Origin of the sequence: Paraburkholderia antibiotica, assembly GCF_012927125.1 — a bacterium.
Lineage (GTDB): Bacteria > Pseudomonadota > Gammaproteobacteria > Burkholderiales > Burkholderiaceae > Paraburkholderia > Paraburkholderia antibiotica.
Genome location: NZ_JABBFZ010000005.1, coordinates 309,410 through 324,227 on the forward strand (window position 1 = coordinate 309,410; position 14,818 = coordinate 324,227).

13 protein-coding genes are annotated in these 14,818 nt (G+C 65.1%); 10 read left to right on the forward strand and 3 right to left on the reverse strand.

All coding sequences use genetic code 11. The annotated features are described in order from the left end of the window. The first annotated feature begins 63 nt into the window (after window positions 1-63). Window positions 64-1,419 carry an NAD(P)/FAD-dependent oxidoreductase gene (locus HHL14_RS12280; protein ID WP_169497875.1) on the forward strand — a complete coding sequence of 452 codons (1,356 nt, stop codon included), beginning with the start codon at window positions 64-66 and terminating at the stop codon, window positions 1,417-1,419. 107 nt (window positions 1,420-1,526) lie between these two features. Beyond that, window positions 1,527-2,399, forward strand: coding sequence for a dienelactone hydrolase family protein (locus HHL14_RS12285; RefSeq protein WP_169497876.1), 873 nt, complete (start codon window positions 1,527-1,529; stop codon window positions 2,397-2,399). A gap of 165 nt (window positions 2,400-2,564) precedes the next feature. Here HHL14_RS12285 and HHL14_RS12290 read toward each other — a convergent pair whose 3' ends face one another. Together HHL14_RS12290 and HHL14_RS12295 are read right to left on the reverse strand one after the other, a co-directional pair. Further along, the gene (locus HHL14_RS12290; protein ID WP_169497877.1) at window positions 2,565-3,434 is read right to left on the reverse strand and encodes a sulfurtransferase; all 870 of its coding nucleotides are present in this window, start codon (window positions 3,432-3,434) and stop codon (window positions 2,565-2,567) included. 147 nt (window positions 3,435-3,581) lie between these two features. After that, window positions 3,582-4,688, reverse strand: a complete 1,107-nt coding sequence (locus HHL14_RS12295; protein WP_169497878.1) for an aromatic ring-hydroxylating oxygenase subunit alpha — start codon at window positions 4,686-4,688, stop codon at window positions 3,582-3,584. A gap of 320 nt (window positions 4,689-5,008) precedes the next feature. Between HHL14_RS12295 and HHL14_RS12300 the strand changes: the two genes are divergently transcribed. The 4 genes from HHL14_RS12300 (at window position 5,009) to folE2 (ending at window position 9,239) form a co-directional block, all read left to right on the forward strand. Beyond that, window positions 5,009-5,317 carry an exodeoxyribonuclease VII small subunit gene (locus HHL14_RS12300; RefSeq protein WP_169497879.1) on the forward strand — a complete coding sequence of 103 codons (309 nt, stop codon included), beginning with the start codon at window positions 5,009-5,011 and terminating at the stop codon, window positions 5,315-5,317. Further along, a complete protein-coding gene (locus HHL14_RS12305; RefSeq protein ID WP_169497880.1) occupies window positions 5,314-6,195 on the forward strand; it encodes a polyprenyl synthetase family protein in 882 nt (293 codons plus the stop codon). Before HHL14_RS12300 ends, HHL14_RS12305 begins: the two co-directional genes overlap by 4 nt. An 87-nt stretch (window positions 6,196-6,282) precedes the next feature. Continuing rightward, window positions 6,283-8,190, forward strand: coding sequence for a 1-deoxy-D-xylulose-5-phosphate synthase (gene dxs / locus HHL14_RS12310; RefSeq protein ID WP_169497881.1), 1,908 nt, complete (start codon window positions 6,283-6,285; stop codon window positions 8,188-8,190). 242 nt (window positions 8,191-8,432) lie between these two features. Continuing rightward, window positions 8,433-9,239, forward strand: coding sequence for a GTP cyclohydrolase FolE2 (folE2, locus tag HHL14_RS12315; protein ID WP_169497882.1), 807 nt, complete (start codon window positions 8,433-8,435; stop codon window positions 9,237-9,239). 139 nt (window positions 9,240-9,378) lie between these two features. On the opposite strand, the gene tsaD is transcribed toward folE2, so the two are convergent. Continuing rightward, window positions 9,379-10,407 carry a tRNA (adenosine(37)-N6)-threonylcarbamoyltransferase complex transferase subunit TsaD gene (gene tsaD, locus HHL14_RS12320; protein WP_169497883.1) on the reverse strand — a complete coding sequence of 343 codons (1,029 nt, stop codon included), beginning with the start codon at window positions 10,405-10,407 and terminating at the stop codon, window positions 9,379-9,381. 153 nt (window positions 10,408-10,560) lie between these two features. On the opposite strand from tsaD, the gene HHL14_RS12325 reads away from it, so the two are divergent. The 4 genes from HHL14_RS12325 to dnaG all read left to right on the forward strand — a co-directional run bounded on the left by HHL14_RS12325 (window position 10,561) and on the right by dnaG (window position 14,750). Then, entirely contained in the window at window positions 10,561-11,778 is a 1,218-nt protein-coding gene (locus HHL14_RS12325) for a BaiN/RdsA family NAD(P)/FAD-dependent oxidoreductase (RefSeq protein ID WP_169497884.1), read from the forward strand. Between the two features lie 68 nt (window positions 11,779-11,846). Beyond that, window positions 11,847-12,059 (forward strand): 30S ribosomal protein S21, encoded by a 213-nt coding sequence (rpsU, locus tag HHL14_RS12330; RefSeq protein WP_008919901.1) that lies wholly within the window; start codon window positions 11,847-11,849, stop codon window positions 12,057-12,059. A 246-nt stretch (window positions 12,060-12,305) separates the two neighbouring features. Continuing rightward, entirely contained in the window at window positions 12,306-12,752 is a 447-nt protein-coding gene (locus HHL14_RS12335; protein WP_169497885.1) for a GatB/YqeY domain-containing protein, read from the forward strand. Between the two features lie 120 nt (window positions 12,753-12,872). Then, window positions 12,873-14,750 (forward strand): DNA primase, encoded by a 1,878-nt coding sequence (gene dnaG / locus HHL14_RS12340; RefSeq protein ID WP_169497886.1) that lies wholly within the window; start codon window positions 12,873-12,875, stop codon window positions 14,748-14,750. The last annotated feature ends 68 nt before the right edge of the window (window positions 14,751-14,818 follow it).

Sequence of the window (14,818 nt, forward strand, 5' to 3'; positions counted from 1 at the left end):
CAGGACGGCGCATTCGTGCGCAGCGTCGCGACGCATAATTCATCGGCTACACGGAGAAGTGCAATGCATCGATTTATCGTCGTTGGGGGAGGTGCGGGCGGCTTGGAACTGGCGACACGCCTCGGGGACCGCTATGGCGCCCGCAAGACGGGCAGTGGCGCGCGGGCGCAGGTCACGCTGGTGGACCGCAACCCCACGCATATCTGGAAACCGCTGCTGCATGAGGTCGCGGCCGGCAGCATGGACCCGTTCACGCAGGAGCTCGAATACGCGGCGCAGGCGCGCTGGCATGGCTTCGAGTTCCAGCAGGGCGAGCTGACCGGGCTCGACCGCACGAATCGCCGTATCACGCTCGGCACCCTGCTCGACGACGACGGCGCGGTGCTGCTGCCCGAGCGCGAGCTCGAGTACGACACGCTGGTCGTCGCGATCGGCAGCACCACGGCCTTCTTCGGCGTCCAGGGCGCCGCCGAATTCTCCATTGCGCTCGATACCGTTGGCCAGGCCGAGCGTTTCCGCAAGCGTCTGATCGCGGCGTGCATGCGCGCCGAGCATCAGGAGCACGAGCCGGTCGAGTCGCGACCGGGACCCGGCACGTGGTCGTCGAGCGAGCCGCGCATTCAGGTGGCGATCGTCGGTGGCGGCGCGACGGGGGTGGAGCTGTCCGCGGAGTTGCGCAATACCGCGCAGGTGCTGTCCGCGTACGGCCTGCACAAGCTCGATCCGCGGCATGACGTCGGCATCGTGCTGATCGAGGCGGGGCCGCGCATTCTGCCGGCGTTGCAGGAGCGCGTGTCCACCGCCACCGCCGAATTGCTGACCAAGCTTGGCGTGAAGCTGATGATCGGCGAGACCGTGGCCGAGGTCGCGCCCGGTTTCATCCGCACCGCGAGCGGTCATACCGTGCGCGCCGATCTGACCGTGTGGGCAGCCGGCATCAAGGCGCCGGCGGTGCTTGGGCAACTCGACGGTCTGCCGGTCAACCGGCTCGGCCAGCTCAACGTGCGCCGCACGCTGCAAACCGAAATCGACGACAACATCTTCGCGCTCGGCGACTGCGCGGCCTGTGCGTGGCCGGGCAACGAGCGCAACGTGCCGCCGCGCGCGCAGGCCGCGCATCAGCAGGCGAGCTTTCTGCTGAAGGCGCTGGCGGCGCGGCTCGACAACAAGCCGCTGCCGGAGTTCACCTATCGCGACTTCGGCTCGCTGGTGTCGCTCGGGCACTTCAGCGCGGTCGGCAATCTGATGGGCGGGGTGATCGGCGGCAACATGCTGATTGAGGGGCTGTTCGCGCGCTTCATGTATATGTCGCTGTACCGGTTGCATATCGCGGCGCTGCACGGCTATCCGCGCATGGTCCTCGATACCTTCGCGCACTGGCTGCGCCGCACCACGCTGCCGCGCGTCAAGCTGCACTGACCGCGCTGACGGGCTGACGCGGGCCGGCGGTCACCCTGGTCGAAGCTGCAACGGGATGCGGGCAAGGCGTATCCTGTTGCATCTAACAATTCATCGAGGAGCGCCGCATGCTGAAACCCGAAGTCGACAGTCTGATCCCGCACGTTCCCTTCAATCGGCGCACCTTCATCAAGGCCGCGCTCGGCACCGGTTTCGCGGCGGCGGTGCTGCCGGTCTCGGCGCAAACCATCCATACCGACAGCGATGGCCTCGAAGCCGGCGAAGTGGCGTTCCATTCGGGCGGTACGCTGATCCCGGCCTATCGCGCGCAGCCGAAGGGCAAGACACATCTGCCGGTGATCCTCGTCGTGCATGAGATCTTCGGCGTGCACGAGCATATCGCCGACGTCTGCCGGCGCTTCGCGAAGCAGGGCTATCTGGCGATCGCGCCGAACCTGTACGAGCGCGAGGGCGATCCGACGGTCTACACGAGCATGCAGCAGTTGAGCGAGCAACTGGTCAGCAAGGTCCCCGACGAGCAGGTGTTGGCCGATCTCGACGCGGCCGCCGCGTGGGCCGGCGAAAACGGCGGCGACCTGAGCCGGCTCGGCGTGAACGGCTTCTGCTGGGGCGGGCGCATCGCGTGGCTGTACGCCGAGCACAATCCGCGCGTGAAGGCGGGCGTGGCCTGGTATGGTCGCGTGACCGGCGCGAAGAATGCGATGACGCCGGCCAATCCGATCGACCTCGTCGCCAGCCTGCACGCGCCGGTGCTCGGCATGTACGGGCGCCAGGACCAGAGCATTCCGCAGGACACCCTCGAGCAGATGAAGCAGGCGATCGCGCAAGGTCCGCAGGCGGGGCGGGGTTCGCAGTTCGTCGTCTATGACGATGCGGGTCACGCGTTTTTCGCCGATTACCGGCCGAGCTACCGGAAGGCCGATGCGGAGGATGGCTGGCGTCGCGCGCTGGTGTGGTTCAAGCAGCACGGGGTGGCGTGACACGCGCCAGCGAAGTTGACGAACGTTGACAAAGCTTGCGGGCTTTAAAGAATCTTCACGTTTCGTCGATCGAACCGGAAAACTGATGAATGAAAAAGGCCGTTGCCGCTTTGACGCGGCAACGGCCTTTTTTGTTAAGGGTCGCGGTTCGTGTTCAGTTCGTGCTCAGGGATTCGCGCCCGTCGCCACCGGCCGCTTCGGGTCCGAACTCCATTCGCTCCACGAGCCCGCATAGAGCGCCGAGCCATGCAGGCCGGCAATCTCCATCGCCAGCGAATTCACGCAGGCGGTGACGCCCGAGCCGCATTGCAGCACCACGTGCTCGGGCGGCGTGTCGCCGAGCAGCGCGTGGAATTCCTCGCGCAGCGTGTGGGCGGCCTTGAAGCGGCCGTCGGCGGTGAGGTTGTCCTTGAAGAAGCGATTGAGCGCGCCCGGGATATGGCCGCCGACGCGATCGAGCGTTTCGTTCTCGCCGCGATAGCGATCGGCCGCGCGCGCATCGACGACGACGCGCTCTTTCGAACCGAGATTGCGCTCGACCGCCTGTGCATCGACGGTGACGGCGAGCGGCGCGGCCGCGTTGAAGTCGCCGGTGTTTTGCGCGGGCGCGTCTTGCGTCAATGCCTGGCCGGCCGCTTCCCAAGTCTGCAGTCCGCCGTCGAGCAGCGCGACCGCGTCGTGGCCGAGCCAGCGCAGCAGCCACCAGACGCGCGCCGCGTACATGCCACCTTGTGCGTCGTAGGCCACGACCTGCTGACCCTGCTTGAGCCCGCGCGATTCGAGCGTCTCGACCAGCCGCGCGCGATCCGGCAGCGGATGCCGGCCGTTCGAGCCGTTCTTCGGCCCGGACAGATCGCGATCGAGATGCAGATAGTGCGCGCCAGGCAGATGGCCGGCCAGATAGGCTTTCTCGCCCGCTTCGGCATTGGTGAGATCGAACCGGCAGTCGATCACGAACACGCTGCCCGGCGCGGCTGCGAGCCGTTCGGCGAGATTGATCGCGGAGATCAGGGTGGTGTAGTGAGTGTGGGGCATGGCGTCTCCTCGATACGGGCGATGGCGGCTTCGGCTGCACGTTGTGGCGCGGCGGGCGGATGGCCGGTCTATGTCGGTAGTCTAAACAAAAAAGACGGGCCGCAGCCCGTCTTTCCGTGTATCGATTCCGATGCCTCGCGGCGTGAATCAGATCGTGCCGAGTTCGCGGCGCAGAAACTCGTGGAAGTGCTGCATGCCGTCTTCCATCGGGCTCTGATACGGACCGACCTGCGACTCGCCGCGCTCCATCAGCGCGAACCGGCCGGCGTCCATGCGCTCGGCGATTTCGTCGTCTTCACGCGCCGTTTCCATATAGGCGGCGCGCTCGGCCTCGACGAAGTCGCGTTCGAACAGCGCGATTTCCTCGGGGTAATAGAACTCCACCACGTTGGTGGTTTTCTGCGGACCGCGCGGAATCAGCCACGACACGACCAGCACGTGCGGATACCACTCGATCATGATGCCGGGGTAATACACCATCCAGATCGCGCCGAATTCGGGCGGGTTGCCGCCACGGAAGCGCAGCACCTCGTCGTGCCACTTGCGATACGTCGGGCTGCCCGGCTGCTCCAGATCCTTGTGCACGCCGACCGTCTGTACGCTGTACCAGTCGCCGAACTCCCAGGTCAGATCGTCGCAGTTGACGAAGCTGCCGAGGCCCGGATGGAACGGTGCGACGTGATAGTCCTCCAGATAGACCTCGATGAAGGTCTTCCAGTTGTAGTTGCACTCGTGGACTTCGACGTGATCGAACATGAAGCCCGAAAAGTCGAAATGACGGCTCGGGCCCAGACGCGCGAGATCTTTCGCGACGTCGCGTCCCTGTGCCTCGAACAGCAGCCCCTGCCAGTTCTGCAGCGGCGTGGCGCCGAGATTCAGGCACGGGTTGTCGGCGAAATGCGGGGCGCCGAGCAGCTCGCCTTTGAGGTCGTATGTCCAGCGATGCAGCGGACAGACAATGTTCTGCGCCTGGCCGCGACCGTTGAGCATGATGGCTTGCCGGTGGCGGCACACGTTCGACAGCAGTTCGATTTGCGATTGCTGGTTACGCACGAGTACCCGCCCCTCGCGTTCGCTGGGCAAGGCAAAATAATCCCCCGCTTCGGGCACCATCAGATCGTGGCCGATGTAGCGAGGACCTTTCTTGAAAAGGGTGTCGATTTCGCGCGTAAGAAGCGCTTCGTCAAAGTAAGCCGTGACTGGCAGCTGGCTGTGGACAGACCGCAACTGCAATGCATTGCTCAGATTGGACATTCCCACTCCCGTGAAGACGTGAAAGCAGTGAACAACCCAACCATCGATAGATTCGATTTAGGGAACCGGCAATTATACCCGTTTCCCCTCTGCTGGGGCACTTAAGTATCTGATTTGGGTTAAAAATGTCAGGAAAGTTCGGCATTTTTGCCGCAGACCCGTGGCTTTTTTTCTGCGAGACTTCAGGGTCGAAGAGGGGAAAAAGCAGGGATAAGTCAGGGTTGAAACGGGGTGGGACGGCGGGGCGCAGGGTGGCGAGCGGGTCGAAACTGTCGCTTTTGCCGTAGAATGTCCGACTTGTTTTAATTTTGCGACTATTCATGGCGAAGACCGCATCGAAAGATTCCGCCGCCGCATCCGCTGAAAACGGCGATAGCGCGCCGCTGCCGGAGAACTACGAGGCCGCGCAGGCGGAGCTGGAAGAGCTCGTCGCACGCATGGAAGGCGGCAGCCTGAGCCTCGAGGAATCGCTGAGCGCGTATCGCCGTGGCGCGGCGCTCGTCGCGTTCTGTCAGCAGCAGCTCGAAAAGGTCGAGCAGCAGGTGCGCGTGCTCGACGGCGAGACGCTCAAGCCTCTGCCCATGAATACCGCAGGCACAGCCGCGACTGAAAGCGGGGACGACCTATGACATTCGAACAATGGACGCGCTCGGTGCTCGAGCGTGTCGAAACGGCGCTGGAAAACTATCTGCCGGCCGAGACGACCGAACCCGCCAAACTGCACGAAGCAATGCGCTATGCGGTGCTGGGCGGCGGCAAGCGGGTGCGGCCGCTGTTGTGCCATGCGGCCGGCGAGCTGACCGGCGCGCGCGTCGAGTGCCTCGACGCGGCGGCGGCGGCGCTGGAAATGATTCACGTGTATTCGCTCGTGCACGACGACATGCCGTGCATGGACGACGACGCACTGCGCCGCGGCAAGCCGACGGTCCACGTCAAGTATGACGAGGCGACCGCGCTGCTGGTCGGCGATGCGCTGCAATCGCAGGCGTTCGTTGCGCTGACTTCGGACGTGCTGGGCGCGCAGCAGCAGGCATCGCTCGTGCGCGAGCTGGCGTTGGCGAGCGGCTCGATCGGCATGTGCGGCGGTCAGGCCATCGATCTGGCGAGCGTCGGCCACACGCTGACGCGCCCGCAGCTCGAGACCATGCATCGCATGAAGACCGGCGCGCTGTTGCGCGCGGCCGTGCGCATGGGTGCGCTGGCCGGCGAGACGCCGGACGCGCAGGCGCTGGCTTCGCTCGACGCATACGCCGCGGCGGTCGGCCTCGCGTTTCAGGTCGTCGACGACATTCTCGACGTCACGACCGACTCCGCGACGCTCGGCAAGACCGCCGGCAAGGACGCGAAGGACGGCAAGCCGACCTACGTGTCGATTATCGGGCTCGACGCGTCGCGCGCACTCGCGGCGCAACTGCGCAGCGACGCCCACGCCGCGCTCGCGCCGTTCGGCGCGCGCGCGCAGCGTCTTGCCGAACTGGCCGACCTGGTGGTGAACCGGGTCAGCTGAACGCGAAAGCCCGCCGCCGCGCACTCTCCATCCCCGGGGTGCATGTATGAAGTGCGGGCGCGTAAGTTTTCCTACAATGGAACGACGATGTACGACTTGCTGAAAACCATCGACGACCCGGCAGCCCTGCGCCGCCTCGATCGCCGCCAATTGCAACCGCTTGCAGACGAGTTGCGCGCTTTTGTGCTCGACAGCGTATCGCAGACGGGCGGCCATCTCTCGTCCAACCTCGGCACGGTCGAGTTGACCATTGCTCTGCACTATGTGTTCGACACGCCGCACGACCGCATCGTCTGGGACGTCGGCCATCAGACCTATCCGCACAAGATCCTGACGGGTCGCCGCGACCAGATGCACACGCTGCGTCAGCTGGGCGGCATCTCGGGCTTCCCGAAACGCGACGAATCCGAATACGACACGTTCGGCACCGCGCACTCGAGCACGTCGATCTCGGCCGCGCTCGGCATGGCGGTCGCGAGCAAGCTGCAGGGCGACAACCGCATGGGCATCGCCGTGATCGGCGACGGCGCGATGACGGCCGGCATGGCCTTCGAGGCAATGAACAACGCGGGCGTCGAAGACGATGTGCCGCTGCTCGTGATCCTCAACGACAACGACATGTCGATTTCGCCGCCGGTCGGCGCGCTGAATCGCCATCTCGCGCGCCTGATGTCGGGCCGCTTCTACGCTGCCGCGCGTGCGGGCGTCGAACGCGTGCTGCGCGTCGCGCCGCCGATGCTCGATCTCGCCCGCAAGCTCGAAGAGCACGCGAAGGGCATGATCGTGCCGGCTACGCTGTTCGAGGAGTTCGGTTTCAACTACATCGGCCCGATCGACGGTCATGATCTCGACTCGCTGATCCCGACGCTGCAGAACATCAAGGAACTGCGCGGCCCGCAATTCCTGCACGTGGTCACGAAGAAAGGCCAGGGTTACAAGCTGGCCGAGGCCGATCCGGTGCTGTACCACGGCCCGGGCAAGTTCAATCCGGCCGAAGGCATCAAGCCGGCCACGACGCCGTCGAAGAAGACCTACACGCAGGTGTTCGGCGAATGGCTGTGCGATGCGGCCGAGCTCGACTCGCGCGTGGTCGGCATCACGCCGGCGATGCGTGAAGGCTCGGGCATGGTCGAGTTCGAGAAGCGCTTCCCGGATCGCTACTTCGACGTCGGCATCGCCGAGCAGCACGCGGTGACGTTCGCCGGCGGTCTCGCCGCGGACGGCATGAAGCCGGTCGTCGCGATCTACTCGACCTTCCTGCAACGTGCGTACGACCAGCTGATCCACGACGTCGCGCTGCAAAACCTGCCGGTCGTGTTCGCGATCGACCGCGCGGGCCTCGTCGGCGCGGACGGCGCGACGCACGCGGGCGCCTACGACCTCGCGTTCATGCGCTGCATCCCGAACATGACCGTGATGGCGCCGGCGGACGAAAACGAATGCCGCCAGATGCTGTACACCGCATTGCAGCAGCCGAACCCGACCGCGGTGCGCTATCCGCGCGGTGCCGGCACGGGCGTCGCGACCGTCAAGCAGATGGCCGCACTGCCGGTTGGCAAGGGCGAAGTGCGTCGCGAGACCTCGCAGCCGGCCGGCAAGCGCATCGCGATTCTCGCGTTCGGCACGATGGTCGCGCCGTCGCTTGCAGCGGCCGAGCAACTCGACGCCACGGTCGCGAATATGCGCTTCGTGAAGCCGCTCGACGCTGAACTCGTGCGTCAGCTCGCCGAAACGCACGACGCGATCGTCACCGTCGAGGAAGGCTGCATCATGGGCGGCGCGGGTTCGGCCTGCGTCGAAGCCCTGCTCGAGAGTGGGGCTATGCGACCCGTACTACAATTGGGCCTCCCCGACCGGTTCATCGATCATGGGGACCCGGCCAAGCTGCTCGCCGCGTGCGGTCTCGACGCCGCGGGTATCGCCCGGTCGATCCGCGAACGCTTCCTCGCGAGCGGCGCGGTCGGCGGTCAATCGTCGGTGAAGCGCGTCGCGTAAGCGCGCCAGCACCGGTCGTACCGACTGGGCTGCCCGCGTGTATCACTCACGCGACGGCGACCACGGCAATCTCCAGTTTGAACGGACGGGCGTTGCGGCCCGTCACCCAACGCCGGCAGGAGCCGGCGTTCGCCGTTGCGCGCGCCGATCCGCACGGCCGCCGGGCGCCCGAACCGCTGCGCGACAATCCCGATGCAGCGAAATCTCGGGGCCGCCCGGCGCTTTCCAGAAAGGACACAAGAATGAATCAGATGAATCCCGCCTTTGTGATGCCCGATGTGCAAAGCACCCCCGACACGCGTCAGATTCCGATCCAACGGGTCGGCGTCAAGGGCGTGCGTCATCCGTTGACGGTGCGCACGCAAAGCGGCGACGTGCAGCCGACGGTCGGCACGTGGAATCTCGACGTGCATCTGCCGGCCGAGCAGAAGGGCACGCACATGTCGCGTTTCGTCGCGCTGCTCGAAGAGAACAAGGCACCGCTCGACGCGGCCACTTTCCGCACGATGCTCGCGGCCATGCTCGAAAAGCTCGAGGCCGAGGCGGGCCGCATCGAAGTGTCGTTCCCGTACTTCATGAACAAGACCGCGCCGGTGTCGGGCGTGCAAAGCCTGCTCGACTACGAAGTCACGCTGACGGGCGATGCCCGTGACGGCGCGACGCGGCTGTTCATGAAAGTGCTGGTGCCGGTCACGAGCCTGTGCCCGTGCTCGAAGAAAATCTCGCAGTATGGTGCGCATAATCAGCGCTCGCACGTGACGATCGATGCCGAGCTGAGCGGCGACGTCGCCGTCGAAGAACTGGTGCGAATCGCCGAGGAAGAGGCGTCGTGCGAACTGTGGGGCCTGCTCAAGCGCCCGGACGAGAAGTTCGTCACCGAGCGTGCGTATGAGAATCCGAAGTTCGTCGAAGACCTCGTGCGCGACGTCGCGCAACGTCTGAATGCGGACGAGCGTGTCGTCGCCTACGTGCTCGAAGCCGAGAACTTCGAGTCGATCCACAATCACAGCGCGTATGCGGTGATCGAGCGGGATAAGCGCGTGGGTTGAAGCTACGCGCTATCCGCTTGCCCCGATGGGTTACGGGGAGGCGCAGTATGAAAAAAGCCGCTTTTAAAGCGGCTTTTTTTCGTTTCGTGCCCGTCGTCGCTCGTTGTAATTGCGGCGGACGGCGCGGTTTGAACTTGCTTCAGTGTGCGAGCGACGTCAGATCCCAGCGCGGCTTCACGGTGAACGCGTAGTCGTTGCCGGCCTGTTCGGGCCAGCGTTGCAGGCGCAGCGCGCCGGCCAGCGCGATCATCGCGCCGTTGTCCGTACACAGCGACAGGTCGGGGTAATGCACGTAGAAGTTGCGCTTCTGCGCGGCCGCCGACAGCGCCTCGCGCAACTGCCGGTTTGCGCCGACGCCGCCCGCCACCACCAGTCGGTTCAGCTTCGTGCGCTTGAGCGCCGCGAGCGACTTCGCGGCCAGCACGTCGACGGCCGCATCGACGAACCCGCGCGCGAGATCGGCCTTCGCCTGCTCGCAGATGTTCGCGCCGCCGAGCCGGTTCGCATGCGTGAGCACGGCCGTCTTCAGGCCGCTGAAGCTGAAGTCGAGGTCGCCCGAATGCAGCATCGGACGCGGCAGCACGACCGCGCCGGGCGTGCCGAACTCGGCCATGCGCGACACTTCCGGGCCGCCCGGATAACCGAGGCCGAGCAGCTTGGCGGTTTTGTCGAAGGCTTCGCCGGCGGCGTCGTCGAGCGTTTCGCCGAGCGTCTCGTAGACGCCGACGTCAGTCACGCGCATCAACTGCGTATGACCGCCCGACACCAGCAGCGCGACGAACGGGAACGGCGGCGGCTCGTCGACGAGCAGCGGCGACAGCAAATGCCCTTCGAGATGGTGAATGCCGACGGTCGGCTTGTTCCACGCCATCGCGAGCGCATTGGCGACGCTCGCGCCGACCAGCAGCGCGCCGGCGAGCCCCGGACCTTGCGTGTAGGCGATCGCGTCGATGTCGCTGCGCGCGACGCTCGCGCGCTCCATCACCTCTTCGAGCAGCGGCAACGCGCGGCGGATATGGTCGCGCGATGCCAGTTCAGGCACTACGCCGCCATACTCCCGATGCATCGCAATCTGCGAATGCAGCGCATGCGCGAGCAGGCCGCGCTCCGTGTCGTAGAGCGCGAGACCGGTTTCGTCGCAGGAGCTTTCGATGCCGAGAACGAGCATGATGAGTCGCTTTGAGTCGCGTGAACCGGGCGCACGAGTGCACGCCCGAAAGTGAAAGGTAAGCCTGAAAGTATAGCAGCGCGGGCAAACGGGCGCAGACGCCCACGGACCCGGGCCTCTGGCGGTCGGGCCCCGCAGGTACAATGCGGCCCCATGGAATCTTTCGATATCGCGGTGATCGGCGCGGGCGCGGCCGGCATGATGTGCGCGGCGGTGGCCGGGCAACTCGGCCGGCGCGTGGCGCTGATCGACCACTCGCAGCGCCTCGCGGAGAAAATCCGCATTTCCGGCGGCGGGCGTTGCAACTTCACGAATCTGCACGCGGGGCCGGCCAACTATCTGTCGGCGAATCCGCATTTTTGCCGCTCGGCGCTCGCGCGCTACACGCCGCGCGACTTTATGGCGCTGCTCAAGCAGCATCGCGTGACGTGGCACGAGAAGCACAAGGGCCAGCTGTTCTGCGACCAGTCGAGCGATGCGATCATCGACCTGTTGAAGAACGAATGCGATGCGGGCGGCGTCGCGTGGCGCACGCCGTTGTCGGTCGACGAGGTGCGGCACGATGGGCAGGGCGCGTTCACGCTCGGTACGTCGGCCGGGACGATCGCCGCGCGCGCGCTCGTGATCGCGACGGGCGGTCTGTCGATCCCGAAGATCGGCGCGACCGATTTCGCCTACCGGATCGCCAAACAGTTCGGCCACAAGCTGATCGATACGCGTCCCGCGCTGGTGCCGCTGACCTTCGCGCCGGCCGACTGGGAGCCGTTCGCGGCGCTGTCGGGGGTGTCGCTCGAAGTGCAGCTGTCGACCGGCAACAAGAAGACCGGCGCCGAATTCACCGAAGACCTGCTGCTCACGCATCGCGGCCTGTCGGGCCCCGGCGTGCTGCAGATCTCGAGCTACTGGCAACCCGGCGAGCCGCTCCATATCAATCTGCTGCCGGAGCGCGATGCCGCCGCTGAGCTGATCGAGGCCAAAAGCGGCACGAAGCGGCAGATCGCCAATCTGCTGTCGGAATGGGTGCCGCAGCGGCTCGCGCATGTGTGGCTCGACACGCATCAGGTGCCCGCCGAGGCGCGCGTGGCTGATCTGCCGGACAAGACGTTGCGCCGCATCGGTGAGGCGCTGATGCGCTGGACGCTCACTCCGAACGGCACCGAGGGTTATCGCAAGGCGGAAGTGACGCGCGGCGGCGTCGACACGCGCGGGCTGTCGTCGACGACGATGATGAGCTCGCGGGTGCCCGGTCTCTACTTCATCGGCGAAGCAGTCGACGTGACCGGCTGGCTCGGCGGCTATAACTTCCAGTGGGCGTGGGCGTCGGGTGTCGCGGCTGGCGAGGCCGCCGCCGACTATGCGCGGGGGGCTTGACGGCGCAATGGCTTTGTGAGAAAGCTCTGCTATACTCATCAACCTTTACAAAGTTCCGTTATTGAAAAATGACGACCATCCGCGTAAAAGACAATGAGCCGTTCGAAGTCGCCATGCGCCGTTTCAAGCGCACGATGGAGAAAAACGGTTTGCTGACGGAACTTCGCGCTCGCGAGTTTTACGAAAAGCCCACAGCCGAACGCAAGCGCAAGAAAGCGGCGGCGGTGAAGCGTCACTTCAAGCGTCTGCGTGGGCAGATGCTGCCAAAAAAGCTCTACTGATTCATTCTGGCGTTGCCGTACTTCCGCTCCGAGGAGCGTCGCGGCGACCATCGAACCGAGGATGGCGCATCGGTGCCATCACGGATAACCCGGCCCATCGGGCCAGCCGGCAGGGTCGCATCCACTACGCATATTGCGCCAACCCGCTTGAGGAAGCTGTCCCAAGCGGGTTTTCGTGTTGATGTCGCGGTATTGCTGCCGCCGACCGGCCGGTTTTTCAACTTTTCAACGCAATTCAGGTGAGTGATGAGTCTCAAGGACCGGATCAACGACGATATGAAAGCTGCCATGCGGGCGCGCGAGACCGAGCGTCTCGGTACGATCCGCCTGCTGCTCGCCGCGATCAAGCAGCGCGAAGTCGATGAGCGCATCACGCTCGACGACGCGGGCATAACCGCCGCCGTCGACAAGATGATCAAGCAGCGCAAGGATTCGATCAGCCAGTTCGAGGCCGCTGGCCGCACGGATCTGGCCGACAAGGAAAAGGCCGAGCTGGCTATCCTGTCCGCCTATATGCCCGAGCAGATGTCGGAAGCGGAAATCGTCGCCGAAGTGCAGGCCGCGGTCGCGCAAACCGGCGCGGCCGGTCCGCAGGACATGGGCAAGGTGATGGGCGTGCTCAAGCCGAAGCTGGCCGGCCGGGCCGACATGACCGCCGTCTCGGCGCAGGTCAAGACCGCGCTCGCGAAGTAACTCCGCCGGTCTGTCCGGGTCGCGCGCGCTTTGTTGGAAGTGGGGTGCGCGGCCCGGCGATCGTGTCGGGCCCGCTTTTCGGGCCTGGATTTTGAAGCTTTCCTGGCAGCGTCATTCACTGTGATCCCACCGTCATTCCTGCAGGACCTGCTCAACCGCGTCGATATCGTCGACGTGGTCGGCAAGTATGTGCAGTTGAAAAAGGGCGGCGCGAACTTCATGGGGCTATGTCCGTTTCACAACGAGAAGAGCCCCTCGTTTACGGTTAGTCCGACTAAACAGTTTTATCACTGCTTCGGCTGCGGCGCGCATGGTACGGCCATCGGTTTCCTGATGGAGCACGTCGGTGCATCGTTTCCCGAAGCGGTCAACGAGCTCGCGCAATCGGTCGGCCTGACCGTGCCGCACGAGCCTTCGCCCGGCTATGGCGGCGCGGGCGGCGGTGCTGGCGGCGGCTATGCGCCGGCGGCATCCAAAGCGGTTACCACCGCGCTGTCCGACCTGATGCAGACCGCCTGCGACTACTACCGCAAGCAGCTGCGCGGCGCGTCGGGCGCGATCCAGTATCTGAAGAAGCGCGGCCTGACCGGCGAAATCGCCGCGCGCTTCGGCCTCGGCTATGCGCCGGACGGCTGGCAGAACCTCGAGACGGCGTTCCCGAATTATCGCGACGACGCGCTGGTCGAAGCGGGTCTCGTGATCGTCAGCGAAAAGTCCGACGGGCAGGGCCAGAACCGCCGCTACGACCGCTTCCGCGAGCGGATCATGTTCCCGATCCGCAACGTGAAGGGCCAGGTGATCGGCTTCGGTGGCCGGGTGCTCGACGGCGGTGAGCCGAAGTATTTGAATTCGCCTGAAACACCGCTATTTAACAAGGGCAGCGAGCTATACGGGCTGTTTGAAGCGCGTCTCGCAATCCGCGAACAGCACTACGTGCTGGTCGTCGAAGGGTATATGGACGTGGTCGCGCTGGCCCAGTTGGGTTTCCAGAATGCGGTCGCGACCCTCGGCACCGCCTGCACGCCGATTCATGTGCAGAAACTGATGCGCCAGACCGACACGGTCATCTTCAGTTTCGACGGCGATTCGGCCGGGCGCCGTGCCGCGCGCCGCGCGCTTGACGCCTGCCTGCCTCATGCAGCCGACAACCGTACGATCCGCTTCCTGTTCCTGCCGACCGAGCACGATCCCGACAGCTACGTGCGTGAATTCGGCACCGAGGCGTTCGCCGAGCAGGTCGAGCGGGCGATGCCGCTGTCGCAGTTCATGCTCAACGAGGTGCTGACGGGCAAGGAGCTCGACCAGCCGGAAGGCCGGGCGCGCGCGCTGTTCGACGCCAAGCCGCTGTTGCAGGCGTTGCCGGCCAATGCGCTGCGCGCGCAAATCATGCATATGTTCGCGGACCGGCTCGACGTGCCGTTCAGCGAAGTCGCGGCGCTGTGCGAGGTCGATGCGCGGATTGCCGCGGCGGCGCGCGAGGCGCCGGCCCGCAAGGACCGCCGCAGCGTGACGGGGATCGAGGAAAAGACGCTGCGCAATCTGGTGATGTATCCGCGCACCGTCGGGATGCTCGACGAGGAGGCGGAGGATGCGCTCGTCACCGTGACCCGGCACGCGGAACTGTTCGCGGAGGTGACCACGCACGCGCGTGCGCTCGGCGATTCGGCGGAGTTCCAGCTGTTGTCCGATCTCTTGCGAAATGGCGCGAACGCCCCAACTTTCGAGGAAATCTTTCGCAAAATTCTAGACTATGATGAAAACGTTCGGGATTTGCTGCTGAAAGACCCGCAGGACGCGGCCGTCGTCGAGGAGCGGCGCGAGCAGGAGCGGATCGTTGGCGAGGAATTGAAGGCCGCGATTCTGAAGATGCGGTACGACGCCTGTTGCGATCGTCTCGAGCAACTTTCGCGACAATCCCGGCATACGCCGGAAGAATTTGCCGAGCTTTCGGAGCTCAATCGGAAGCGGGCTGACATGAAGCGTCAGCTCGGGCTCTAACGGAGGGCTCAAAACTCGGGTGGTATAATCAAAAGTTTCTAGCGGTTTGTTTTTTCAAGGGTTTTCCT